We start from the raw sequence: 23,699 nt of genomic DNA on the forward strand, positions 1-23,699 counted from the left end.
CCAGGCCGCATTCGACCAGGGCGAGGCGAAGAACACCTACGGCACCGGCAACTTCCTCATCTTCAACACCGGCACCGAGATCGTGCACTCCAAGAACGGCCTGCTCACCACGCTGGGGTACAAGCTCGGCACCGACGCGCCGCATTACGCGCTGGAGGGCTCGATCGCGGTCACCGGGGCGCTCGTGCAGTGGCTGCGCGACAACCTCGGCATGATCAGCAGCTCGGAGGAGATCGAGACCCTGGCCAAGACCGTGGACGACAACGGCGGCGCCTACTTCGTGCCGGCGTTCTCCGGGCTGTTCGCGCCGTACTGGCGTTCGGATGCCCGCGGCGCCCTGGTCGGCCTGACCCGGTTCGTGAACAAGGGCCACATCGCCCGTGCCGCGCTCGAGGCGACGGCGTTCCAGACCCGGGAGGTGTTGGACGCGGTCAACGCGGACTCCGGGGTACCTCTGACCGAGATCAAGGTGGACGGAGGCATGATCGCCAACAACACGCTGATGCAGTTCCAGGCGGACATCCTCGGTGTTCCGGTTGTGCGCCCGGTCGTCGCGGAGACCACCGCGCTCGGCGCGGCCTACGCGGCCGGCCTCGCGGTCGGCTTCTGGAGCAGCCTCGACGAGCTCCGCGCAAACTGGCAGGAGGACAGCCGGTGGACACCGAAGATGAGCGAGGAGGAGAAGAACCGTCAGCTGCGGAACTGGAAGAAGGCCGTCACCAAGACCTTCGGCTGGGTCGACGAGGACGTGGTGTAGCCCAGCGCCGGCAACCGGGCCGCCGGGCAAACACGGTCACCGTCTCAGGCGGGAGTTGGGCGTACGGCCGGTTCAGGCCCGGCTGGCCGCCACCCACTCGGCGAGTTTGGCCGTGGCCGCACCGGAGTCGACAGCCTCCGCGGCCACGGCCATCTTCGTGCGGAAACGGTCGAGGATGTTCACCTGGGCCTGGGCCGGGTCGTTGGCGAGGTCGAAGGCGACCAGACCGGCGGCGGCGTTGAGCAGCACGATGTCCCGCACGGCGTCGTCCTGGCCGGACAGCATCCGGTGGACGACGGCGGCGTTGTGTTCAGCGTCACCGCCGAGGAGGTCGTTGATTTTCGAGCGTTTGATGCCCAGTTCGCGCGGATCGATGTCGTGCTCGGTGACCAGACCGCGCGACACCTCCCATACGTGGCTGTGACCCGTCGTGGTGAGCTCGTCGAGGCCGTCGTCCCCCCGGAACACGAGGGCCGTTGCGCCGCGAGTCTGGAAGACGCCCACGATCAGCGGAACCCGGTCGAGTCCGGCCACCCCGACGGCCGAAGCCTCCGGGCGGGCCGGATTGCAGAGCGGGCCGAGGTAGTTGAAGACCGTGGGGATCCCCAGTTCCTTCCGGGCCGTGGCCGCATGGCGGAATCCCGGGTGGAACGCGGCGGCATAGGCGAACGTGATCCCCGCAGACTCGAGGATGGCGGCGATCCTGTCCGGCGAGAGCGTCAGGTCGATGCCGAGCGCCGCGAGTACGTCGGAGGACCCGGACGCGGAACTCGCTGCGCGATTGCCGTGCTTGATCACCGGCACCCCTGCCCCGGCGCAAACGATGGACGCCATCGTGGAGATATTGACGGTTCCGAAACGGTCCCCGCCCGTCCCGACGATGTCGAGGGCCATCGGGTTCACGGCGAGGGGCACCGCATGTTCGAGGATGGCGTCCCGGAACCCGACGATCTCGTCCACCGTCTCCCCCTTGGCGCGCAGCGCAACGAGGAATCCCGCGAGCTGCGCGGGAGTGGCCTCCCCCAGCATCACCTGTTCCATGCTCCACGCCGCATCGGAGACACTCAGGTCCTCCCCGGCGAGGAGGGCGCTGATCACGTTGGGCCAGGACTGGAATTCGAGCATGGAACGATCTTAAGCGAGATCCGCCGCGCACCCGAATTGGTGCTCCGGGGGCGTCTTTGTTCCAATCCGGTGGTCATTCGGGTATTTGGGCGACAGGCAAGCCCGGTTGAGCGAAACCACGCCGGATATCGGCCATAATGGGAGGGTGACGAGCCCCTCAATTACTTATTCAGCCACAGCGCCCGTGGTTAATCGGCCTAACAGCGTGGCTGTGGGCACCATCGTCTGGCTCGGCAGCGAGGTGATGTTCTTCGCCGGGCTCTTCGCTATCTACTTCACCCTCCGGTCGACTTCGCCGGAGCTGTGGCAGTTCGAAACCGAGAAGCACAATTTCTCCTACGCGCTGGTCAACACGCTCATTCTGGTCACCTCCTCCGTGACCTGCCAGTTCGGGGTGTTCGCCGCCGAACGCCTGCAGGCCAGGTCGACGGGCTGGAAGCCGAGCCAGTGGGGCATGGTCGAGTGGTTCTTCCTCACCTACGCCCTCGGTGCGATCTTCGTGTCCGGCCAGATCTTCGAGTACGCGACGCTCGTCTCCGAAGGCGTCGCCCTCTCCAGCAATGCCTACGGCTCGGCGTTCTACCTCACCACCGGCTTCCACGGCATCCACGTCACCGGCGGCCTCCTCGCGTTCCTGCTCGTGATCGGCCGCGGCTTCGCGGTCAAGAACTTCGGACACAAAGAGGCCACCAGCGCGATCGTCGTTTCCTACTACTGGCACTTCGTCGACGTCGTCTGGATCGGCCTGTTCCTCGTCATTTACGTTCTCAAATAGACAGTCGAAAGTGGAAAACGCACAAATGACCACGATCAAGAAGCCCAAGAGTCCCGGCGGGCGCAAGGCCGGCCGCCGCCACCCGCTGTCCAGTGTCGCCCTCATCGCGATCGGCCTTCTCTTCACGGGCGGGGCCTACGCCGCGTTCAGCACCAGCACCGCTAGCGCCGAGACCAGCGCCACGTCCCAGCAGACCATCGGCGAGGGCAAGAAGCTCTTCGCCGCGAACTGCGCCACCTGCCACGGCCTGGCCGCGCAGGGCACCGGCAGCGGTCCGAGCCTGATCGGCGTCGGCGCCGCCTCGGTGGACTTCCAGGTCGGCACCGGCCGGATGCCGTTGCAGATGAACGGTCCGCAAGCCGAGAAGAAGGCCGTCCAGTTCACGGACGAGCAGATCGCCGCTCTCGCCGCCTACGTGTCGTCCCTGGCGCCCGGCCCCGGCCTTCCGGAGGCCAAGCTCCTCGACGAGAAGGGCGACGCCGCCAATGGCGCCGAGCTCTTCCGGATCAACTGTGCGATGTGCCACAACGTCGCCGGCGCCGGTGGAGCCCTCACCGAAGGCAAGTACGCGCCGTCGCTCGACGGGGTCACCTCCAAGCACATCTACGAGGCCATGGTCACCGGACCGCAGAGCATGCCCGTCTTCAACGACATGAATATCACCCCCGAGAGTAAGCGCGACATCATCACGTACCTCAAGTACCTCGAGAACAATCCTTCTCCCGGTGGCTACGCGCTCGGCTCCCTCGGACCGGTCTCCGAGGGTCTGTTCCTGTGGATCTTCGGCCTGGGCGCGATCGTCGCCCTGACCGTGTGGATCACGGCGAAATCGAACTGACCGGACTTCCGGTCTCGGACAACTTGCAAATGAAACTGCCGATGAAGGAGAACAATGGCCAAGGACGATAACAGCGGGAAGGATCTGGCCGCTGCTGACTCGTCGGGCGTCGGGCATGAGGAAGCTCCCGCAGGCACCGCCGTCGTCGTAAGGGATGCGGTGGCCAACCCGGGCCTCCCGCCGCACCGCCTTCGCGTGACCGACCTCGACCCGAGCGCAGAGCGCCGGGCAGAGCGCACGGTCTACACGCTGTTCTACCTGTCGATCGTCGGCAGCGTCTTCGCCATCGCCGCGTACATGGCGTTCCCGATCGTCCCGGAGGACCCGGGATCCGTTCGCACGAACAATCTCTTCATCGGCCTGGGCCTCACCCTGGCGCTGATGGCGATCGGCATCGGTGCCGTGCACTGGGGCAAGGCCCTGATGTTCGACCATGAGGGCATCGACGAACGCCACCCCGTTCGCGGCTCGGACGAGACCAGGTCACGGTCCGTCGAGATCTTTCAGGAAGCGGGCGAAGAATCCGGCATCGGGCGTCGCACGCTGATCCGCAACAGCCTGATCGGCGCGCTGATCGCGTTCCCGCTTCCCGCTGTCGTGCTGTTCCGCGGCCTCGGCCCGCAGGACGACAACCCGGCTGCCCTTCTCAGTCACACGATGTGGAAGAAGGGCACGCGCCTGGCCCTCGACCCGACCGGCACTCCGATCAAGGCGTCCGACATCACCCTGGGTTCCGCCTTCCACGTGATTCCGGAGGGGCTCCAGGACCTCGAGCACGGCAAGCTGGAGGAAAAGGCCAAGGCCGCCGTTCTGCTGATGCGGCTCAAGCCGGAAGACCTCAACGAACTGCCCGAACGCAAGAGTTGGTCGTACGACGGGATCGTCGCCTACTCGAAGATCTGCACCCACGTCGGCTGCCCGGTCGCACTGTACGAGCAGCAGACCCACCACCTCCTCTGCCCCTGTCACCAGTCGCAGTTCGACGTGTCAAACCACTGTGAGGTCATCTTCGGGCCGGCCAAGCGCCCCCTGCCCCAGCTGCCCATCGCGGTAGACTCAGAGGGTTACCTCATTGCACAGAGCGATTTCACTGAACCCGTCGGACCGAGCTTCTGGGAGCGGAATTGAGCACGACAACCACGACCACTGAGCTGGTCGAAACCAAGAAGTCCGGCGGCCTGACGGCCGTCGCCGCCAACTACATCGACGAGCGCACCAGCATCTCGACGGCAGTCAAGGAACTGGGCCGCAAGATCTTCCCGGACCACTGGTCCTTCCTCCTCGGCGAAGTGGCGCTGTACAGCTTCGTCATCATCCTGCTGTCAGGATCGTTCCTGACGTTCTTCTTCAGCGCGTCGATGACCCCCGTGCTGTACGACGGGTCGTACGTGCCGTTGAAGGGCGTCGAAATGTCAGCGGCGATGTCGTCGTCGCTCGACATCTCGTTCGACATCCGCGGCGGGCTGCTCATGCGCCAGGTCCACCACTGGGCGGCGCTGCTCTTCGTCGCGGCCATCGGCCTGCACATGCTCCGGATCTACTTCACCGGCGCGTTCCGCAAGCCCCGCGAACTGAACTGGGTGATCGGCTTCATCCTCTTCATCCTGGCGATGGCCGAAGGATTCACCGGTTACTCCCTCCCCGACGACCTGCTCTCCGGAAACGGCCTGCGGATCATCGACGGGATGGTCAAGGGGATCCCGCTGATCGGCACCTGGATCTCGTTCCTGCTCTTCGGCGGCGAATTCCCGGGCGAGGCCATCATTGGGCGGCTCTACTCGCTGCATATCCTGCTGCTGCCGGCGATCATCGTCGCGCTGATCGCGATGCACCTCCTGTTCGTCGTCGTGCACAAGCACACGCAGTACCCCGGCGCGGGACGCACAAACCAGAACGTGGTCGGCTACCCGGTCCTCCCGGTCTACGCGGCCAAGGCCGGCGGCTTCTTCTTCATCGTCTTCGGCGTCGTGATGCTGATGGCGTCGTTGTTCACGATCAACCCGATCTGGAACTACGGACCATACGACCCCTCCCCCGTCTCCGCGGGAACCCAGCCGGACTGGTACATCGGGTTCGCCGACGGGGCCCTGCGACTGATCCCGCCGGGACTGGAATTCGTCTGGCTCGACCGCACGTATTCGTTCAACATCCTCATCCCCCTGGTCTCGCTCGGGTTGTTCATCCTCGTGGTGCTCATCTACCCGTTCATCGAGGCCTGGGTCACCGGGGACAAGCGCGAGCACCACATCCTCGACCGTCCACGGAACGCCCCGACCCGCACCGCCATCGGCGCGGCCGGTGTGACGTTCTACGCGGCCCTCTGGGCCACCGCCTCCTCCGACATCATTGCGACGCACTTCAGGGTCACGATAGAGGGCGTCATCCTCACGATGCAGTTCCTCACGCTCGTCGGCCCGTTCATCGCTTTCTTCATCGCCAAGCGGGTCTGCCTCGCCTTGCAGAAGAAGGACCGCGAGATCGTGCTGCACGGCTACGAGTCCGGTCGGATCGTGCGCCTCCCCGGCGGCGAGTACATCGAGGTGCACCAGCCGATCGACGAGTACGAGCGCTGGAAACTGGTCAGCTACTCCGACTACAAGCCGCTGATGATCCGCCCGAACGCCCAGGGAAAGATCACCGCCGGCCAGAAGCTCCGCGCCGGCATGTCGCGCTGGTTCTTCGAGGACCGGATCGAACCGGTCACAAGCACCGAGCTCGAACAGTCCCACGGCGACCACCACTGAGGCGAGCGCCTCAACAACAGATCGGGCATCGATGTCCCTCCAGACCCTGTCGGAGTGGCTTCGGTGCCCGATCTGTTTTCTCCCCCTCGAGCCCGGCGGGCCACTCATTCTCCGCTGCGCGAACGGCCACGCCTACGACGCGAACAAGCGTGGCTACGTCTCGCTGGCCGGCGGCTCCCGGCGCCTGATCGGTGACAGCGCGGCGATGCTCGACGCGCGTGACGAGTTCCTTGCCGCCGGGTGGTACGGGCCGCTCCGGGACAGCCTTGCCGAGTTGATCGTTCAGGAGAACCCGGCGACCGTGCTTGACGTCGGCTGCGGCACCGGATACTACCTCCGGGGCGTCCTGGCCAGGCTGCCCGGCACCCGGGCCCTTGGCATGGACCTCTCCCCCGTCGCGGTCGCACGCACGGTGGCCGGCGAGGACCGGATCGACGGCCTGGTGGCGGATGTCTGGGCGCCCATCCCCGTGCGTGACGACTCCGTCGACGTCATCCTCAACGTGTTCGCGCCGCGCAATCCTGCCGAGTTCCATCGCATGCTCCGGCCCGGCGGGCTGCTGGTTGTCGTGGTTCCGCAGGAGACCCACCTGCGGGAACTCCGCGATGCCGGGCTCGCGCTCGGCGTGCAGGCGAACAAGACGGCGGAGCTCACGGCGTCCCTCGACGCTGACTTCGTCCTCGAATCCCGGGCGACGTCATCCGAGCTGCTCACGCTCGGCCCCGGCCAGGTGGGCAGCCTGGTCGGAATGGGGCCGTCGGCCCACCACACGGATGCCGCCACTCTCGCCGACGAGCCGGACGCCGGGCGTCCCGTGACCGTCGCCTTCGAGCTTCTCGGGTTCCGCCGCCGCGGGTGAGTCCGGGGCGCGCCTGCTTCGCCGCCCGGGTACGCAAACGGCGCCCGGACAAGGTCGCGGACGCCGCAGCGGATGGCCGTGATCGGCCGTGGTTCGGGATCTAACGGGCGAACATGCCCCGGTAGTACTCGTACACCCAACCGACGAGGCAGATGACACCGAGCCCCAGGGCGATGATGGAGATCCACACGCCGACGGCCAGCCCGAGGAACAGCAGGGCTGCACTGCCGGCGAGCAGGATCGGCCACCAGCTCCACGGGCTGAAGAAGCCGACCTCGGGGTCGCCGTCGTCGATGTTCGAGTCCAGCCGGTCCTCGGGGAGCTCTCCGCCCTGCGCACTGTGCACCCGGCTGAGGTAGAACGCGACGAAGCTGGTGAACACGGCACAGAGTCCCAGGGCGAAGGTTCCCGCCCACTCAACGCTGTGCTGCTTGGGGTCGAGGAGACCCCACACGACATAGGCGACCGTCACGACGGTGAAGAAGCCCGCGAGGATCCAGAGCAGGTTGACGTTGGCTCTCATCTATTTCACCTTGTTCGAAGCTGCGTCATACGTGGGGGCATCCGGCGCGTCCTTGCCGGGTCCGATGCCAACGGTCATGGCCACCTCGGGGTGGTTCAGGTCGAAGGCGGGACGCTCGGAGCGGATGCGCGGGATCGAGGTGAAGTTGTGCCGCGGCGGCGGGCAGGACGTCGCCCACTCCAGCGAAGCGCCGAAGCCCCACGGGTCGTTCACGGTGACCAGCGGCGCCTTGCGGGCCGTGATGTACACGTTCAGGAAGAACGGGATCATCGAGACGGCGAGGATCATCGCGCCGATCGTCGACAGCTGGTTCATCCAGGTGAAGCCGTCCTCCGGGGAGTACGAGGCGTACCGGCGGGGCATCCCGACCACGCCCAGCCAGTGCTGCACGAGGAACGTCGTGTGGAAGCCGATGAACAGGAGCCAGAAGTGCCACTTGCCCAGGCTCTCGTTGAGCATCTTGCCGGTCCACTTGGGCCACCAGAAGTAGAACCCACTGAACATGGCGAACACGACGGTGCCGAAGATGACGTAGTGGAAGTGCGCCACCACGAAGTAGGTGTCGGACACGTGGAAGTCCAGCGGCGGCGACGCCAGTATCACGCCGGTCAGCCCACCGAACGTGAACGTGACCAGGAAGCCGAGGGCCCAGAGCATCGGAGTCTCGAAGGTCAGCGACCCACGCCACATGGTGCCGATCCAGTTGAAGATCTTCACCCCCGTCGGCACCGCGATGAGCATGGTCAACAGGGAGAAGAACGGCAGCAGCACGGAACCGGTGACGTACATGTGGTGCGCCCAGACCGCGACGGACAGTGCCGCGATGGAGATGGTCGCGTAGATCAGCGTCTTGTAGCCGAAGATCGGCTTGCGACTGAAGACCGGGAATACCTCGGACACGATGCCGAAGAACGGCAGGGCGATGATGTACACCTCGGGGTGGCCGAAGAACCAGAACAGGTGCTGCCAGAGGATGGCGCCGCCGTTGGCCGGGTCGTAGATGTGGGAGAGGAAGATCCGGTCGGAGGCCGCTGCGAGGAGCGCGGCAGCCAGCACCGGGAACGCCATCAGCACGAGGATGGAGGTGACCATCGTGTTCCAGGTGAAGATCGGCATCCGGAACATGGTCATGCCGGGCGCGCGCATGGTGATGATCGTCGTGATGAAGTTGACCGCGCCGAGGATGGTGCCGAAGCCGGAGAGCCCCAGGCCGACCATCCACAGGTTGCCGCCGACCCCGGGCGAGAACGTCGTGCTCGCCAACGGTTGGTAGGCGAACCAGCCGAAGGATGCCGCCCCCTGCGGGGTGAGGAACCCGCCGACGGCGATGAGGCTGCCGAAGAAGAACGCCCAGAAGGAGAAGGCGTTGAGCCGCGGGAACGCCACGTCTGGTGCGCCGATCTGGAGCGGCATCAGGGAGTTGGCGAATCCGAAGAACAACGGCGTCGCGAACATCAGCAGCATGATCGTGCCGTGCATGGTGAAGAGCTGGTTGTACTGCTCCTTGGTCTGCACGATCTGCAGGCCGGGCTCGAACAGCTGGGCCCTGATCACCAGGGCCATCACGCCGGCGAGGCAGAAGTAGACGAAGGAGGTGATCAGGTACATGTACCCGATGACCTTGTGGTCGGTGGAGGTGATCCACCGGACGAGGACATTGCCCTTGCGGTCCACGCCGGAGACGCGCCGGGGGGCGGCCGGTGCGGTGGGGGCGGTGGGAGCGGTCGTGGTGGTCATGGCCTAGTTGCCCTCCTGAACCGTCGGGGCGCTCGTGCCCGGAAGGTTTTGATTGCGCTTGTAATCGTTGTCGAGCTGGCCTTCGTTGCCGGCCACGCGCAGCGACTGGATGTAGGCGTCGTAGTCTGCCTCGGAGACGACCTTGACCTTGAACAGCATCAGGGAGTGGTACTCGCCGCACAGTTCGGCGCACTTGCCCGAGTAGGTGCCGATGCGCTCGGGGATGACCGACATGTAGTTGGTCTTGTCGGGGATCATGTCCTTCTTGTAGAGGAAGTCGATGACCCAGAATGAGTGGATGACGTCACGGGATTCGAGCGCGAGTTCGATCTTCTTGCCGATCGGGAGCACGAGGGTGGGGATCTCGGACTCGACCAGAGAGCCCTTGGGCCCGTTGAGGTCGGGCTGGCCCTGGATGCCTGCCGAGTAGACGTCGTCGGTGACGTAGTTGAAGTCCCAGGCCCACTGCTTGCCGATGACCTCGATCTTCACGTCGGGCGACTCGAAGCGCGCCTCGATGGCGGCCTGGTCACGGGCGGTGAAGGCGAAGAAGCCCAGCACGAGGATGAGCGGCACGACCGTGTAGAAGATCTCGATCGGCATGTTGTAGCGAAGCTGGACGGGCAGACCGGTCTGGCCCTTCCGACGGCGGTATACGACGACCGTCCAGATCATGAGGCCCCAGGTGATCAGGCCGATCACGAGCAGCACGATCCAGGACGTCGTCCACAGCCCGCCGATGCGGTCGGTCTGGTTGGTCACCGCCGGTTGACCCTCTTCGAAGCCGGGGAGAAAGCCGTGGAGCTGGGCTTGGGTGCACCCCGCCAGAACAATGGCCAACGACGCTGCAATCGGAATAGCAGCCCATCGGAGACGATGGTTTTTGCGCACCAGTAACCTTTCGGGAAGACTCGACGACACTTCACTGGAAGTGCATTTCTAGTTTCACAGCCTACTGCGAGAGACGGCGCGGCATGTGCATCAACGCGGCCGGGCGGATAACGAATTCGCCCCCAGTCACAGCATTTGCCCGCGACGTCCCCTGCCGAACCCAGACGCGCTGTGGCTCGCGTTCGTTCGGACGGGAGTCGCCGCCGGCAGCGGCGCGAGTCAGCTGAAGGAGTCTCCGCAGGCGCAGCTTCCACCGGCATTCGGGTTGTCGATCGTGAAACCCTGCTTCTGGATGGTGTCTTCGAAGTCGATGGATGCCCCGTCGAGGTAGGGCACGCTCATCTTGTCGACGACGACCTCGACCCCGTCGAAATCGACGAGGGCGTCGCCGTCGAGCACCCGCTCGTCGAAGTAGAGCTGGTAGATCAGGCCGGAGCAGCCTCCGGGCTGCACGGCGACGCGCAGACGCAGATCCTCGCGGCCCTCCTGGGCGAGCAGGCTGCGAACCTTTTGGGCGGCGGTGGCGCTGAGGCCCACGCCGTGGGCGGCGGTGCCTGTGCTGTTGGCGATGGTGTCGGTCATGCTGCTCCTCTTACTCTCGCGTCGGTACGGTCCCGTCACGTCGCTGCTGTCAATCGGTAGGGCCACGCGGTCCGGCCTGGGCCGGCACGCACGGGTCACCACAGTGATTCTACCGAGGGAAACGGTGAAATCGCCCTCGGAATTCCCGATCCGGCCGTGGACTTGACCGATCGGATCAGGAAGCCCCGGGCCGGACCGTCCGGTTGAGTCGGCCGAGCAGGAGTGCCTCGCCGAGGACGGCCCGTTTGAACACCCCCAGATGCAGGGACTCATTGGGGCTGTGCGCGCGCGAATCGGGGTCTTCGACACCGGTGACCAGGATCTGCGCCTCCGGGAAGACACGGACGAGGTCGGCGATGAACGGGATCGACCCGCCGACGCCGATGTCGACCGGCGCACGGCCCCAGGCTTCCGTCATGGCCAGCCGGGTTTCGGTGACGGCCCAGCCGCTCGTGTCGACGAGGAAGGCCTCCCCCGTATCGACGTCGTCGATCTCGATCTGGGCGCCGAACGGGACTTTCTCCCGCAGATGGGTCTCCAGGGCGGTGACGGCATCCGCTGCGGGCTGGCCGGGCGCGATCCGGGTGCTCAGCCGCACCGAGATGACAGGCGAGAGGGTGTTCGAGGCGTTGGCGACGGTCGGAGCGTCGATGCCGGTGATCGTGATCGACGGCTGCGACCAGATCCGGCCGAGCACGGATCCGTGGCCGATCGGGTGCACTCCGGCGGACAGCCCGGTCTCCTGGCGGAGCTGGGCCTCCGAGTAGTCGGGTGTGACCGCGTCGTGGCTGGTCAGTCCGGCGACCGCCACCGAACCGTCGGCCGCGTACAGGGTGTTCAGGAGACGGACGGTGGCCATCATCGCGTCGGGGACGGCTCCGCCGAACATGCCGGAGTGGGACGCGTGGTCCAGGGTGCGGACCGTGAGCCTGAAGGTGACGTTACCGCGCAACGCGATCGTCAGCGCGGGGGTGTCGATGTCCCAGTTGTTGGAGTCGGCGACCACGATGGCGTCGGCGCGCAACGCCTCCCGGTTCTCCTCCAGGAACGTGGCGAAGGACCTGCTGCCGAATTCCTCCTCCCCCTCGATGAAGAGGGCGATGCCGAGGTCGAAGTCGGGTCCTTCCGCCTCGACGAGGGCACGAATCGACGCAATATGGGCCATGACACCCGCCTTGTCGTCGGCGGCCCCGCGCCCGTAGAGACGGTTGCCGCGCACGGTCGGTTCGAAGGGCAGCGATTCCCAGTCCGCGTCGTTGCCGGGAGGCTGCACGTCGTGGTGGGCGTAGAGCAGCACCGTCGGGCGCCCGTTCCGGGCAGCCCGGGTGGCGAGCACGGCCGGCTGGCCCAGTTCGGCGCCGCCGGGGATGCCGGCCTGCTTGACCTCGACGGTGTCGAACACCCCGAGACCCCGGGCGAGTTCGGCCACCATCTCGGCGCTCCGCGCCACCTGGCCACGGTCGAACCCATCCCAGGACACCGACGGGACCCGCACGAGGGCGCACAGGTCCGCGATCGTCGTCGGCAGGCCCCGCTCCACTGCCGCACGGATGCCGGCTCCGGCCAGTATCGACGAATTCGGTTCTGTTTCTGGAGTATCGGTCATCGGGTAATCTTAAGCCAACCAAGTGCAAGGAACTGATGTGGCTAAGCCTGTGAACCCAGACGCACAACCCTCCGCGGAGACCGTGGAGGAGACGAAGGCACGCCTCGCGGCCGGCAAGGGGCAGGCGACGCCCAGCCGGAAACAGCAGGAGGCGCTGAACAAGCGACCGCTGGTGCCGGATGACCGCAAGCTCGCGGCCAAGCAGGCCAGGGGCAAGGCGGCAGAGGCCAGGGACCGCGCCAGGCTCGGCATGGCTGCCGGGGACGACAAGTTCCTCCCGCAGCGCGAGCGTGGCCCGCAGAAACGGTTCGTGCGTGACCACGTCGACGCGCGCTTCAACGTCGGCGAGTTCATGATCCCGGTGATGTTCCTCGTCATCCTGCTGACGTTCTTCCCGGACCCGATGGTGCAGACGTACGGCATCCTCGCGCTCTGGGCGTTCTTCCTCGTCGCCGTCGTCGACTGCGTCATCCTGGGCTATACCCTCACCCGCAAGGTGAAGGCGAAGTTCGGCGAAGACAAGGCCGAGCGGGTTCGCTGGTACGCGGCGATGCGTGCGCTGCAGCTGCGTCCGATGCGCCTGCCCAAGCCGCAGGTCAAGCGCGGCCAATACCCCGCCTGAACGCCGCCGCCGGGTCGGCGCCCGCACTGCGGGCCCGATCTCAGGCGGAGTGCGCGCCGAACCGGATCAAGGGGACCCGGAGTTCCTCGTCGGTCAGCGACCCATGCTGGCCGACCATCTGACGTGCCGACTGGTTTGGTTCGCGTGAGTCGTAGTAGGCGACCAGCTTGCGCGCGGCGACGATGACGTCTCCGATCCGCGGGAGCACCTCCGCCGCGACCGCGCCGAACAGTCCGGCCTCCACGGCCTCGTCCCGAGTGAACACCCAGGCACGGTCACCCTCGGTCTCCCGCCACGAATCAGCCAGGGCCGGCGCCTCATCCACCCGAGCCGGGTCCAGGTAGAGCTGCAGGCACCGGGGGTCTCCCCCGATGTGGCGCACGCCCCCGACGAGCTCGGGAACGGTGTCGAAGAGCACATGCCTGGTTGCCGGGACGTCGATGACCCCGTGGTCGGCGGTCAGCAGCAGTCCCTCGTCGCGTTTCAGGCCGGCGGCGAACCGCGCCACCGCGGCGTCGAGGGCCTCCAACTCGGCCAGCCATCTGGCGGACTCCCATCCGTGCGCGTGCGCGGCCATGTCCAGCTCGGGAATGTACAGGTAGACGAGCGCTCTCGGCTCGGAGTCGAGGAGCGCGCGGGCGGCCTCGAAACGTTCCGCCAGGCTCTCCGCGGCGACGTAGCGCGCGCCACGCAATACCGCCAGGGTGAAACCGGAGGCCGTGTAGCGCTTCGGCCCGATCGCGAAGCTGGGCACCCCGTCATCGGCGGCGCGTTCGAAAACCGTGCGTTCCCGCTGCCAGAGCGCCGGATCCATGCCGTCATCCCATCCGGTCAGCTGGTTCACGACCCGATCCCTGGCCTCGTCGCGCACCCGGTAGCCGACCAGGCCATGGCGCCCCGGCTCGACGCCGGTCGTGAGCGTGGCGATTCCGGCGGCCGTCGTGGCCGGGAAGACGCCGTCGAGCACGCCGGCCTTCGTGAGGTGGGAAAGGAGGAAGCGCGCATGGCCGGCGCGCGCCCGGAGCTGGCCGACCCCAAGCCCATCGGCCAGCACCACGACGGTCCGGGCGGTGGACCCCAGGCCGAGGACGTTCGGCCGGCCCCGGATCGCGGACAGGGAACTTGTCAGAACGTCGGCAAGCCGCAGGGCACTGAATTGGCGGGCCGGTAGCATGGGGGGCATCCGGCCAATTCTGACATAGACCCAGGCCGCACGTTCCAGCGCCCACCCGAAAGTGCCTGCCCCAAGCCAGCACGCCTCAACAGGATTCACGAATGAGCCGTTCAAACAGCACGCCGCCCGCCGACTTCACCGAACGCATCGAAGACGTCGACGTGTCGACGGAGATGCAGGGGTCCTTCCTCGAGTATGCCTACTCGGTGATCTACTCCCGTGCGCTGCCCGACGCGCGGGACGGGCTCAAGCCCGTGCAGCGCCGCATCCTCTATCAGATGAGCGAAATGGGCCTCCGCCCAGACCGCGGGCATGTCAAGAGCGCCCGGGTGGTCGGCGAGGTGATGGGCAAGCTGCACCCCCACGGCGACACGGCGATCTACGACGCCCTCGTGCGGATGGCGCAGGCGTTCACCCTGCGGGTGCCCCTGATCGACGGCCACGGCAACTTCGGTTCCCTGGACGACGGCCCGGCCGCGCCGCGCTACACGGAGGCCCGCCTGGCCGCCCCGGCCCTCGCCATGACGGAGAACCTCGACGAGGACGTCGTCGACTTCGTGCCCAACTACGACAACCAGCTCACCCAGCCCGACGTGCTGCCCGCGGCGTACCCGAACCTGCTGGTCAACGGGGCGAGCGGCATCGCCGTCGGGATGGCGACGAACATGGCGCCGCACAACCTGATCGAGGTCGTCGGCGCCGCCCGGCACCTGCTGGCGTACCCGGACGCCACTCTCGAAGACCTGATGGAGTTCGTACCCGGTCCCGACCTGCCGACCGGCGGCACCATCGTCGGCCTGGCCGGGATCAAGGACGCCTACGCCACCGGCCGCGGCAGTTTCAAGACCAGGGCCCGCGTCTCCGTCGAGTCGATCACCGCCCGCAAGGCGGGCCTGGTGGTCACCGAGCTGCCCTACCTCGTCGGCCCGGAGCGGGTCATCGAGAAGATCAAGGACGGGGTGAACTCGAAGAAGCTCAGCGGCATCTCGGATGTCACCGACCTCACGGACCGCACCAAGGGGCTGCGCCTCGTCATCGGCATCAAGACCGGGTTCAGCCCCGAGGCGGTGCTCGAGCAGCTGTACCGGGTCACCCCGCTCGAGGACTCGTTCAACATCAACGCCGTCGCCCTCGTCGACGGCGGCCCGCAAACCCTCGGCCTGCGCGAACTGCTCATGGTCTACGTCGGCCACCGGATTCAGGTTGTCACCCGGCGGTCGGCGTACCGCCTGGCCCGCCGCAAGGAACGCCTGCACCTGGTCGAGGGTCTCCTCGTGGCCATCCTCGACATCGACGAGGTCATCCAGGTGATCCGCGCCAGCGACGACAGCGAGCAGGCCCGCACCCGCCTGATCGACGTGTTCGACCTGAGCCAGATCCAGGCCGAGTACATCCTCGAACTCCGGCTGCGCAGGCTGACGCGGTTCTCCCGGATCGAGTTGGAAACCGAGCGCGACCAGCTGCTCGCGGAGATCGCCGCACTCGAGAAACTTCTCGGCAGCAAGCAGGCCATCCGCACCCTGGTGTCCGACGAGCTCGCGTCCGTGGCCGAACGCTTCGGTACTCCGCGGCGAACCGTGCTCACCGAGGCGAGGCCGAGCATCGCCGGCGCCGCCGCGAAGCGCACGGCCGCGATACTCGAGGTCACCGACACCCCAACCCGGCTCTACCTCAGCACGACCGGCCGGATCGCCCGGGTCGACCTTCCCTCCGCGGATGAGCCGTTGACCGAGCGGATCGTCCCGGCGCAGCGCCGCAGCAAGCACGACGCGATCCTGTCCAGCCTGGACACGACGAGCCGCACCGAGGTCGGCGCCGTGACCAGCCTGGGGCGCCTCATCCGGTTCTCCCCCGTCGACCTGCCCGTGATGCCCCCGACCTCGATCCAGCTGGCCGCGGGCGTGCGCATCGGGGACTACCTTGCCCTGCCGTACAAGGAGGAGAAGGTGCTCGCCCTGGTCTCCCTCGACTCCGACCAGGCGATCGCGCTCGGCACCCGCTTCGGCATCGTGAAGCGCGTCACCCCGGGAGATTGGGCGAACAAGCCCGACTTCGAGATCATCGCCCTGAAGCCGAAGGATGTCGTCGTCGGCGCCGCCCAGGGTCCCGAGGCCGACGAACTCGTCTTCGTCGCCTCCGACTCGCAGCTGCTCCGTTTCCCCGCAGGGTCAGTGCGCCCGCAGGGCCGAACAGCTGGTGGCATGGCCGGGATCAAGCTCGCGGGCGACACCCAGGTGATCTACTTCACCAGCCTGGCCCCGGACGCAGCCGAGTCCGCCGTGGTCGCCACGATCGCGACCGGCAGCCAGACGCTCGCCGGGACGGATCCCGGCAGCGCAAAGGTGTCCGACTTCTCCGAATACCCGGCCAAGGGCCGCGCCACCGGTGGCGTGCGATCGCACCGATTCCTCAAGGGCGAGGACACGGTGTCCGTCGCCTGGGTCGGGCCGCTTCCGGCCCGCGCCGTCGGCCCCGACGGGTCGCCTCGTTCCCTCCCCGAGACCGGCTCCCGCCGCGATGCCTCCGGCGCGATGCTCGACGCCGTGGTCGGTTCGATCGGTGCCCAGATCGGCACCCAGATCGGCTGACCCCCCGGGCCTCGGCTAAGGTGGCGGCATGACCCGGCTTCGTGACGCATCCATCCTTGTCGTCGGCGCCTCGGGCGGCCTCGGTCGTGACATCGCCCGCCTGCTGGCCGACCAGGGGGCGCGGCTGATCCTCAGCGGACGGGACCGGGACAGGCTCGAGGCCCTGGACCTTCGCTGGCCCATCATCACCGCCGACCTCGCCGACCCGGCGGAAATCGTCGATCTGGTCGCCCGGGCGACGGATGTCACCGGTCGCCTCGACGGCATCGTGAACGCCGCGGGCGTCGTCGCCTTCGGAGCGGCGACCGAGGTGACCGACGCGACCCTGGATCGGCTCTTCGCCGTGAACACCCTCGCCCCGATCCGGCTGTTGCGCGCAGCCCGCCAGGGGCCCTGGCCGACTCCGCCGCCGCGGGGCGTCGTCCCTTCGTGGTGACGCTGAGCGGGGTCGTGAGCGAAAGCCCCACCGCCAACCTGGCCGCCTACTCCGCGTCGAAGGCCGCCCTGGCGGCCTTCGACAAGGCCGCGGGCAGGGAACTGCGCCGAACCGGCATCCGAATTCTCGACGCCAGACCGGGCCACACCGAAACCGGCCTGTCCGTGCACCCGATCGCCGGAGAGGCGCCACGGCTGCCCGCCGGTCACTCGCCGGCACTGGTCGCCCGACGCATCGTCGACGCGATCCTGGCCGATGAGCCCGACCTGCCGAGCACGGCATTCACCGTTCCGGCGGGAAGCCCGTCCCCGGACGGAACCGGCTCCGGCGCCTAGACGTCGATCCGGTCGCGGCTGAGCTTGTCCGAGCTGTCAATGATGAACTCCTTGCGCGGGGCGACATCGTTGCCCATCAACAGTTCGAACACCTTACCGGCCATTTCCGCATCGGCCACCCTGACCCGGCGGAGCGTGCGATGCGCGCGTTCCATCGTGGTGGTGGCCAGCTGGTCGGCATCCATCTCGCCGAGCCCCTTGTACCGCTGGATCGGGTCCTGGTAGCGCTTGCCCGTCTTCTTCAACCCGGCGAGGACGGCGTGCAGTTCGGGCTCCGAATAGGTGTAGATGGTTTCGTTGGGCTTGCTGCCCGGGTTCAACACGACGACCCGGTGCAGCGGGGGCACGGCGGCGAAGACACGTCCCTCGGTGATCATCGGCCGCATGTACCGGAAGAAGAGGGTCAGCAGGAGGGTGCGGATGTGGGCGCCGTCGACATCCGCGTCGCTCATGATGATGACCTTGCCGTACCGGGCCGCGGACAGGTCGAAGCTGCGACCTGAACCGGCGCCGATCACCTGGATGATCGACGCGCACTCCACGTTGGAGAGCATGTCGGACACGGAGGCCTTCTGCACGTTCAGGATCTTCCCCCGGATCGGCAGGAGGGCCTGGTGCTCGCTGTCCCTGGCGAGCTTCGCGGTGCCGAGCGCCGAGTCGCCCTCCACGATGAACAGCTCGCTGGTGGTCACGTCGTTGCTGCGGCAGTCGACCAGCTTCGCCGGGAGGGAGGAACTCTCGAGCGCGTTCTTGCGGCGCTGGGTTTCCTTGTGCGCCCGGGCGGAGATGCGGGACTTCATTTCGGCCACGATCTTGTCGAGCACGACGGCCGCCTGGGTCTTGTCGTCACGTTTCGTGGACACGAACCGCTCGTTCATGGCCTGGGCGACGACGTTGGCGACGATGGCGCGCACGGCCGGTGTTCCGAGCACTTCCTTGGTCTGGCCTTCGAACTGCGGCTCCGGAAGCCGCACCGTGAGCACGGCCGTCAGGCCGGCCATCACGTCGTCCTTCTCCAGCTTGTCGGAACCCATCTTGAGGCGGCGTGCGTTCAACTCCACCTGGGAGCGCAGGAATTTCAGCAGCCCGGCGTCGAAACCGGCCTGGTGGGTGCCACCCTTCGGCGTGGCGATGATGTTCACGAAGCTGCGGACGACGGTGTCGTAGCCGGTTCCCCAGCGGAGCGCGATGTCGACGGCGCAGTCCCGGGTCAGCTCCGTCGGCACCATGGCCCCCTTGTCCGTCAGCACGGGGACGGTCTCGGTGAAGCTGCCGTTTCCGGTCAGCCGCCAGGTGTCGGTGATGGCGGTGTCGGTCGCGAGGTGGTCGACGAATTCCGAGATGCCGCCCTCGAATTGGAACGACTCGTGAATGGTCTCCGCGGTGCGCTGGTCGTCGATGTCGATGGCGAGGCCGGGGACGAGGAACGCGGTCTGCCTGGCCCGGTCGAGGAGTTCCTCGGTCTGGAAGGCGGCCCCCCTGGTGAAGATCTGCCGGTCGGCCCAGTAACGCACGCGGGTTCCGGTGACCCCGCGCTTCACCTTCCCGATCACGCGGAGCTCGCTCTGCTTCTCGAAGGGAGTGAACGGCGCGTCGGGGCTCTTCTCCCCCGTGTCGGCGAAGACCCCGGGTTCGCCCCGGTGGAATGACATCGCCCACGTCTTGCCGTCGCGGTCGACCTCCACGTCGAGACGCTCTGACAGGGCGTTCACCACGGATGCGCCGACACCGTGCAGGCCACCGGACGCCGCATACGATCCGCTGCCGAACTTGCCGCCGGCGTGCAGCTTCGTGAAGACGACCTCGACCCCGGTCAGCCCCGTCTTGGGCTCGATGTCCACCGGCACGCCGCGCGCGGTGTCCCTGACCTCGACGCTCTCATCCGCGTGGAGGACGATGTCGATCCGGGAACCGAATCCGCCCAGCGCCTCGTCGACCGAGTTGTCGATGATCTCCCAGAGGCAGTGCATCAGGCCGCGGGAGTCGGTCGAACCGATGTACATTCCCGGGCGCTTGCGAACCGCCTCGAGCCCTTCGAGGACCGACAGGTGGCGGGCGGAATAGTCTGAAGAACTCACAACTGTCAAGAATACCGACCGGAAGGGCCGTGGCTCCCCAGCAACACCCGGCCCAAATCGGCTACGCGGTGAGCGAAATGCAACCAAACGGAGTCGAAAACCTGAGCAGACCGTGTTTACATGGAGCACAGGTTAAATTGGTATCACTTGGTATCAGTCTGGAGGAGGAAAGCATGTCCCAGATCGCAACCGGAAATGGTGCCATCGACCAACGTCCCGTCGACGGGCAGAACGCCCCTCACCAGCTCACCGCGGCCGACCGCTGCGACGCTTGTGGCGCGCAGGCCTACATCCGAGTCGTCGTCAACAACAGCGAACTGATGTTCTGCGCCCACCACGGCCGCAAGCACCAGGAAAAGCTCGCGGCCATCGCCGAGAGCTGGCACGACGAGTCGAGCCGTCTCCTCGAGGATCAGCGCTCCTAGTCCTTCGTCGGCAACCAGATGCTGCCGGCGGCGCGGACGACTTCGGTCGTTCGCGCCGCTTTCACGTGCGGATGCCGGTGTCCGGGTGCGACCGGCCGCAGCCCGGGTTGTCCGCCGCAGGCTACTCCGCGGTGAGTCCAAGCCGCACCGCGATGTCATTGCGTGCGGCTTTCGCTATCTCATCGACCGTGGCGGCTTGTTCGCCCGGCACGTACTCCGCGCCGGAGCGGGCCAGCGCCGTGCGGAGCAGATGGTCGGCGAGAGCGGGGTTCCTGGCGAGCACCGGGCCGTGCAGGTGGGTGCCGAACAGGTTCCCCATGACGAGGCCCTCGACGCCGGTGCCGCCGGGGACAGGTCCGTTCCCTGTCCCGGAGCGCACCCGGCCGAGCGGTGACGCCTCGGCGCCGACATAGCCGCGGGCGTGGTTCTCGAAGCCGACCAGCCGGCCGAGCCGGGAGTCGACGATGAGGTCGTCCGTGGCGCGTTCGGGCAGCGGAACCGCGCGCCCGGTGACGATTCCGAGGCCCTCGACGATGGCGCCGTCGCCGAGCTCGATGCCCCAGCTGAGCAATTCCCACCCGGTGCCGACGGCCAGGATGGGGATCCCGGCCGCGCACCAGCCGCGGAGTTGCTCCGTCATCGTGGCAAGGATGTCGCGCACGGCAGTCAACCCGGTGTCCGAGCCTGAACCGATCACGACGAGGTCGACCTGCTCCGGCAGGTCGGCGACTGTGCGCACCGGGGCGATGTCCGCGTCGAAGCCGGCCCAGCGGGCGCGCTGTGCGAGCACCCGGGCGTTCGCGGCATCGCCGTTGCTGCCGAGGAGTTCGGGCAGCACGGAGACGATGGTGAGCGCGCGCATCAGTCCCGCCCTGCCTTGTTGGAGACGAGCCCGAGGTGGGCCCGGGTCCGGCGCATCGAGTCGGCTGAGAAGATGATCGTTTTCAGTCCGATCCGGGGGTCGGGGAGGGCGAGGAAGTCGTCGAGGGCACGCCCCAGGTCCGGCTCGATCCGGTCGATGGCGACGTCGTCGTAGGCAAGTTGCAGGGCGATCTCCTGCGCTTTCGAGCCGGAGGCGAAGAGCACCCGGCCGAGCCCCGACGTGTCGACGGGCCAGAAGTAGGACGGGTCGCGGACATCCGAACCGATCGCGATCAGGATCTGGTCGGTTCCCGCCGCGAGGCTGTCCACGTTCAGCTGGAAGCTCGCGGGATTCTGCACGAGAACGAATTCAACCTTCCGGCCGCGCACGGTGACGACCTCGCCCCGGCCGAAAACGGGCGGGATCGCCGAGATGGCCGCGACCGCGACGGCAGGGTCGAACCTCTCGCCCAACACCGCCTGCGCGGTGCTGAGGGCGGTCAGCGCGTCGACGGCATAGTGGGTTCCGCGGGCGGGCAGGCCCATGGCGCGCGGGACGCCGTCGACCAGCACGGTGGCGTCGCGGCCGTCGACCGAGGTGAGGAGCATGCCGTCCGCAGAGGAAAGCCGGTGGTCAGCGGTCACGCTGTAGCCGAGCCCGCGCGGATTCGCAGCGAGGACATCGCCGGACACGCCGTAGCGGGACACCGCTACGGTGCCCTCGAGGTGCAGTGCCAGGTCCACCAGGTATTGGTCGTCGGCATTCACGACGACGGTTCCGGTGGCTCGGGACGCGATCTTGCCGAGCATGGCAGCGACCATCTCGGAGTTGTGGAATCGGTCGATCTGGTCGACCATCACGTTCGTCAGCGCGACGACACGGGGTTTCAGCGATCCCGAGATCAGGGCGCCGTGGCCCTCGTCCATCTCCAGCACCGCCACGTCGCCGCCGATGCGGCCGGACAGGCTGGCCCGCTCAAGCAGCGCCGAGGTGAGCCCCTGGCTGATGTTGGCCGTTGACTCGTTCGTGAACACGCCGAGGCCGTGCGCCCGGAGTGCTGCGACCAGCATCTTCGTGGTGGTGGACTTGCCGCTCGACCCGGTCACGATGACCAGACCGCCAGGGAAGCCGTTCAGAGTCCGGGCCAGGAATCCCGGCGCGATGGTGTTGACCACAAGACCGGGGATCGCAGATCCCCCGCCCGGCTTCCGCCACCTCGCCAGGAGTCGAACGATCCGGCCGACGAGTATCGCCGGTGCGTAGCGCACGCGGCCGCCTATTCGAGGTAGTCGCGTAGTGACTGCGACCGGGAGGGGTGGCGCAGTTTCGCCATGGTCTTCGACTCGATCTGACGGATGCGCTCGCGCGTCACCCCGAACGTGTCGCCGATCTGGTCGAGCGTCTTCGGCATCCCGTCGCCGAGGCCGAAGCGCATGCGGATCACACCCGCCTCCCGTTCGGACAGGGAGTCGAGGAGGCTTTCCAACTGCTTCTGCAGCATCGTGAACCCGACGGCGTCCGCGGGGACGACCGCTTCGGTGTCCTCGATCAGGTCGCCGAATTCGCTGTCGCCGTCCTCGCCCAGCGGGGTGTGCAGCGAGATCGGTTCACGACCGTACTTCTGCACCTCGACGACCTTCTCGGGCGTCATGTCCAGTTCACGGCTCAGTTCTTCGGGCGTGGGCTCACGGCCCAGGTCCTGCAGCATCTGCCGCTGCACGCGGGCCAGCTTGTTGATGACCTCCACCATGTGCACCGGGATGCGGATGGTGCGGGCCTGGTCGGCCATGGCGCGGGTGATCGCCTGGCGGATCCACCAGGTGGCGTAGGTGGAGAACTTGAAGCCCTTGGTGTAGTCGAACTTCTCGACCGCCCGGATCAGGCCCAGGTTTCCCTCCTGGATGAGATCGAGGAACTGCATCCCTCGACCGGTGTAACGCTTGGCGAGGGAGACGACGAGACGGAGGTTGGCACCGAGGAGGTGGCTCTTCGCCCGAGCACCGTCCTTGGCGACCCACTGCAGTTCCCGGCCGAGGGCGCTCTTCTTCTCAGAGTCGGTCATCACCGCCATCTTGTCTTCGGCGAACAGGCCGGCTTCGATGCGCATCGCGAGCTCGACCTCTTCGGCCGCGTTCAACAGTGCGACCTTTCCGATCTGCTTCAGGTAGTCCTTGACCGGGTCGGCGGTCGCACCCGTGATGGCGCTGGAGTAGACGGGGACTTCGTCGTCGTCGTCGACGAGGGAGAGCACGAGGGCTCCGCTGGGGAGCGGCTCGGCCGCGGCCGCCCGCTTCTTGCCCTCTTCGTCCGTGTCGTCGTCGTCGGAGTCCGTGTCCTCGCCGGCAGGGTGCTCATCGTGGTCGTCCGACCCCGCGGCGGCCTTGGTCTTGGTGGCCGCGGCGCGCTTGCGCGGCGCCGGTTTCTCCTCGCCGGCAGCGTTCGCTGCCAGGGCGGCGGCGGCCTTCGCGGCGGCGGCCTTGGTGAGCGGCTTCTTCACGGCGGCGGCCTTGGTGAGCGTCTTCTTCACGGCGGCGGCCTTGGCGGGGGCCGTGACGGCCGCGGAATCAGCCTCTGCCACGCCGGGCGTGGTCGCGGTGGTTTCTTCGCTTGGCTCGGATTTTGTGCGGGTTGCCATTCGAACACCTCTCATGCCGTGGCGCTGTCGCCGGCGGCGCTGCCAGGGCGAATCGGCCGAAGTGGATCTGGCCGGTTCAACACCTGGGCAGTGTGGATTTTGGGCAG

The 23,699-nt window shown here is 67.2% G+C and carries 22 protein-coding genes; 11 read left to right on the forward strand and 11 right to left on the reverse strand.

Annotated features, from left to right (window positions below):
• Positions 1–757: FGGY family carbohydrate kinase (locus tag E3T48_RS11690; RefSeq protein WP_241986789.1), on the forward strand; the 757-nt coding region annotated here is incomplete at its 5' end.
• A gap of 72 nt (positions 758–829) precedes the next feature.
• Here the strand turns inward: E3T48_RS11690 and trpD are convergent.
• Complete coding sequence (gene trpD, locus E3T48_RS11695) at positions 830–1,882, reverse strand: anthranilate phosphoribosyltransferase (protein WP_134524237.1); 1,053 nt, start codon at positions 1,880–1,882, stop codon at positions 830–832.
• Positions 1,883–2,027: 145 nt separating this feature from the next.
• Between trpD and ctaE the strand changes: the two genes are divergently transcribed.
• The 5 genes from ctaE to E3T48_RS11720 are packed head-to-tail and all read left to right on the forward strand — an operon-like array spanning position 2,028 to position 7,098.
• Positions 2,028–2,657 carry an aa3-type cytochrome oxidase subunit III gene (ctaE, locus tag E3T48_RS11700; protein WP_420898372.1) on the forward strand — a complete coding sequence of 210 codons (630 nt, stop codon included), beginning with the start codon at positions 2,028–2,030 and terminating at the stop codon, positions 2,655–2,657.
• 25 nt (positions 2,658–2,682) lie between these two features.
• Positions 2,683–3,495: a cytochrome bc1 complex diheme cytochrome c subunit gene (gene qcrC, locus E3T48_RS11705; protein ID WP_134524257.1), complete on the forward strand. Its 813-nt coding sequence runs from the start codon at positions 2,683–2,685 to the stop codon at positions 3,493–3,495.
• A gap of 54 nt (positions 3,496–3,549) precedes the next feature.
• Positions 3,550–4,623, forward strand: a complete 1,074-nt coding sequence (gene qcrA / locus E3T48_RS11710; protein WP_134524239.1) for a cytochrome bc1 complex Rieske iron-sulfur subunit — start codon at positions 3,550–3,552, stop codon at positions 4,621–4,623.
• Positions 4,620–6,239 carry a cytochrome bc1 complex cytochrome b subunit gene (qcrB, locus tag E3T48_RS11715; RefSeq protein ID WP_174844159.1) on the forward strand — a complete coding sequence of 540 codons (1,620 nt, stop codon included), beginning with the start codon at positions 4,620–4,622 and terminating at the stop codon, positions 6,237–6,239. Before qcrA ends, qcrB begins: the two co-directional genes overlap by 4 nt.
• 31 nt (positions 6,240–6,270) lie before the next feature.
• Positions 6,271–7,098: a methyltransferase domain-containing protein gene (locus tag E3T48_RS11720; protein ID WP_134524240.1), complete on the forward strand. Its 828-nt coding sequence runs from the start codon at positions 6,271–6,273 to the stop codon at positions 7,096–7,098.
• Between the two features lie 100 nt (positions 7,099–7,198).
• Here E3T48_RS11720 and E3T48_RS11725 read toward each other — a convergent pair whose 3' ends face one another.
• From E3T48_RS11725 to E3T48_RS11745, 5 genes are all read right to left on the reverse strand, one after another.
• Positions 7,199–7,621: a cytochrome c oxidase subunit 4 gene (locus E3T48_RS11725; RefSeq protein ID WP_134524241.1), complete on the reverse strand. Its 423-nt coding sequence runs from the start codon at positions 7,619–7,621 to the stop codon at positions 7,199–7,201.
• A complete protein-coding gene (gene ctaD / locus E3T48_RS11730) occupies positions 7,622–9,358 on the reverse strand; it encodes an aa3-type cytochrome oxidase subunit I (RefSeq protein WP_134524242.1) in 1,737 nt (578 codons plus the stop codon).
• Positions 9,359–9,361: 3 nt separating this feature from the next.
• A complete protein-coding gene (gene ctaC, locus E3T48_RS11735; RefSeq protein WP_134524243.1) occupies positions 9,362–10,249 on the reverse strand; it encodes an aa3-type cytochrome oxidase subunit II in 888 nt (295 codons plus the stop codon).
• A gap of 219 nt (positions 10,250–10,468) precedes the next feature.
• On the reverse strand, positions 10,469–10,831 hold the full coding sequence (gene erpA, locus E3T48_RS11740) for an iron-sulfur cluster insertion protein ErpA (RefSeq protein WP_134524244.1): 363 nt from the start codon (positions 10,829–10,831) through the stop codon (positions 10,469–10,471).
• Between the two features lie 175 nt (positions 10,832–11,006).
• The gene (locus E3T48_RS11745) at positions 11,007–12,437 is read right to left on the reverse strand and encodes a dipeptidase (protein ID WP_134524245.1); all 1,431 of its coding nucleotides are present in this window, start codon (positions 12,435–12,437) and stop codon (positions 11,007–11,009) included.
• Between the two features lie 37 nt (positions 12,438–12,474).
• Here E3T48_RS11745 and E3T48_RS11750 point away from each other — a divergent pair, with 37 nt between their 5' ends.
• Positions 12,475–13,059, forward strand: a complete 585-nt coding sequence (locus E3T48_RS11750; protein WP_134524246.1) for a DUF3043 domain-containing protein — start codon at positions 12,475–12,477, stop codon at positions 13,057–13,059.
• Positions 13,060–13,099: 40 nt separating this feature from the next.
• On the opposite strand, the gene E3T48_RS11755 is transcribed toward E3T48_RS11750, so the two are convergent.
• Positions 13,100–14,242, reverse strand: coding sequence for an alkaline phosphatase family protein (locus tag E3T48_RS11755; protein WP_174844160.1), 1,143 nt, complete (start codon positions 14,240–14,242; stop codon positions 13,100–13,102).
• A 92-nt stretch (positions 14,243–14,334) separates the two neighbouring features.
• On the opposite strand from E3T48_RS11755, the gene E3T48_RS11760 reads away from it, so the two are divergent.
• From E3T48_RS11760 to E3T48_RS17425, 3 genes are read left to right on the forward strand one after another with little or no spacing between them, the layout of a single operon-like run.
• Positions 14,335–16,821 (forward strand): DNA gyrase/topoisomerase IV subunit A, encoded by a 2,487-nt coding sequence (locus E3T48_RS11760; RefSeq protein ID WP_134524247.1) that lies wholly within the window; start codon positions 14,335–14,337, stop codon positions 16,819–16,821.
• Positions 16,822–16,849: 28 nt separating this feature from the next.
• Positions 16,850–17,257: an SDR family NAD(P)-dependent oxidoreductase gene (locus E3T48_RS17420; RefSeq protein WP_198417667.1), complete on the forward strand. Its 408-nt coding sequence runs from the start codon at positions 16,850–16,852 to the stop codon at positions 17,255–17,257.
• A 14-nt stretch (positions 17,258–17,271) separates the two neighbouring features.
• Entirely contained in the window at positions 17,272–17,592 is a 321-nt protein-coding gene (locus E3T48_RS17425; RefSeq protein WP_198417668.1) for an SDR family NAD(P)-dependent oxidoreductase, read from the forward strand.
• Here the strand turns inward: E3T48_RS17425 and E3T48_RS11770 are convergent.
• A complete protein-coding gene (locus E3T48_RS11770) occupies positions 17,589–19,670 on the reverse strand; it encodes a DNA gyrase/topoisomerase IV subunit B (protein ID WP_134524248.1) in 2,082 nt (693 codons plus the stop codon). The genes E3T48_RS17425 and E3T48_RS11770 overlap by 4 nt on opposite strands.
• A gap of 173 nt (positions 19,671–19,843) precedes the next feature.
• Between E3T48_RS11770 and E3T48_RS11775 the strand changes: the two genes are divergently transcribed.
• Complete coding sequence (locus E3T48_RS11775) at positions 19,844–20,095, forward strand: DUF7455 domain-containing protein (RefSeq protein ID WP_134524249.1); 252 nt, start codon at positions 19,844–19,846, stop codon at positions 20,093–20,095.
• Between the two features lie 121 nt (positions 20,096–20,216).
• Here E3T48_RS11775 and E3T48_RS11780 read toward each other — a convergent pair whose 3' ends face one another.
• From E3T48_RS11780 to E3T48_RS11790, 3 genes are read right to left on the reverse strand one after another with little or no spacing between them, the layout of a single operon-like run.
• Entirely contained in the window at positions 20,217–20,957 is a 741-nt protein-coding gene (locus E3T48_RS11780) for a type 1 glutamine amidotransferase (protein WP_134524250.1), read from the reverse strand.
• Positions 20,957–22,225, reverse strand: coding sequence for a MurT ligase domain-containing protein (locus E3T48_RS11785; RefSeq protein WP_134524251.1), 1,269 nt, complete (start codon positions 22,223–22,225; stop codon positions 20,957–20,959). The genes E3T48_RS11780 and E3T48_RS11785 overlap by 1 nt, the downstream gene beginning before the upstream one ends.
• Before the next feature lie 8 nt (positions 22,226–22,233).
• Complete coding sequence (locus E3T48_RS11790; RefSeq protein WP_134524252.1) at positions 22,234–23,592, reverse strand: RNA polymerase sigma factor; 1,359 nt, start codon at positions 23,590–23,592, stop codon at positions 22,234–22,236.
• Between the last annotated feature and the right edge of the window lie 107 nt (positions 23,593–23,699).

The sequence above is a fragment of the Cryobacterium fucosi genome, from assembly GCF_004403515.1.
Classification (GTDB): Bacteria; Actinomycetota; Actinomycetes; order Actinomycetales; family Microbacteriaceae; genus Cryobacterium; species Cryobacterium fucosi.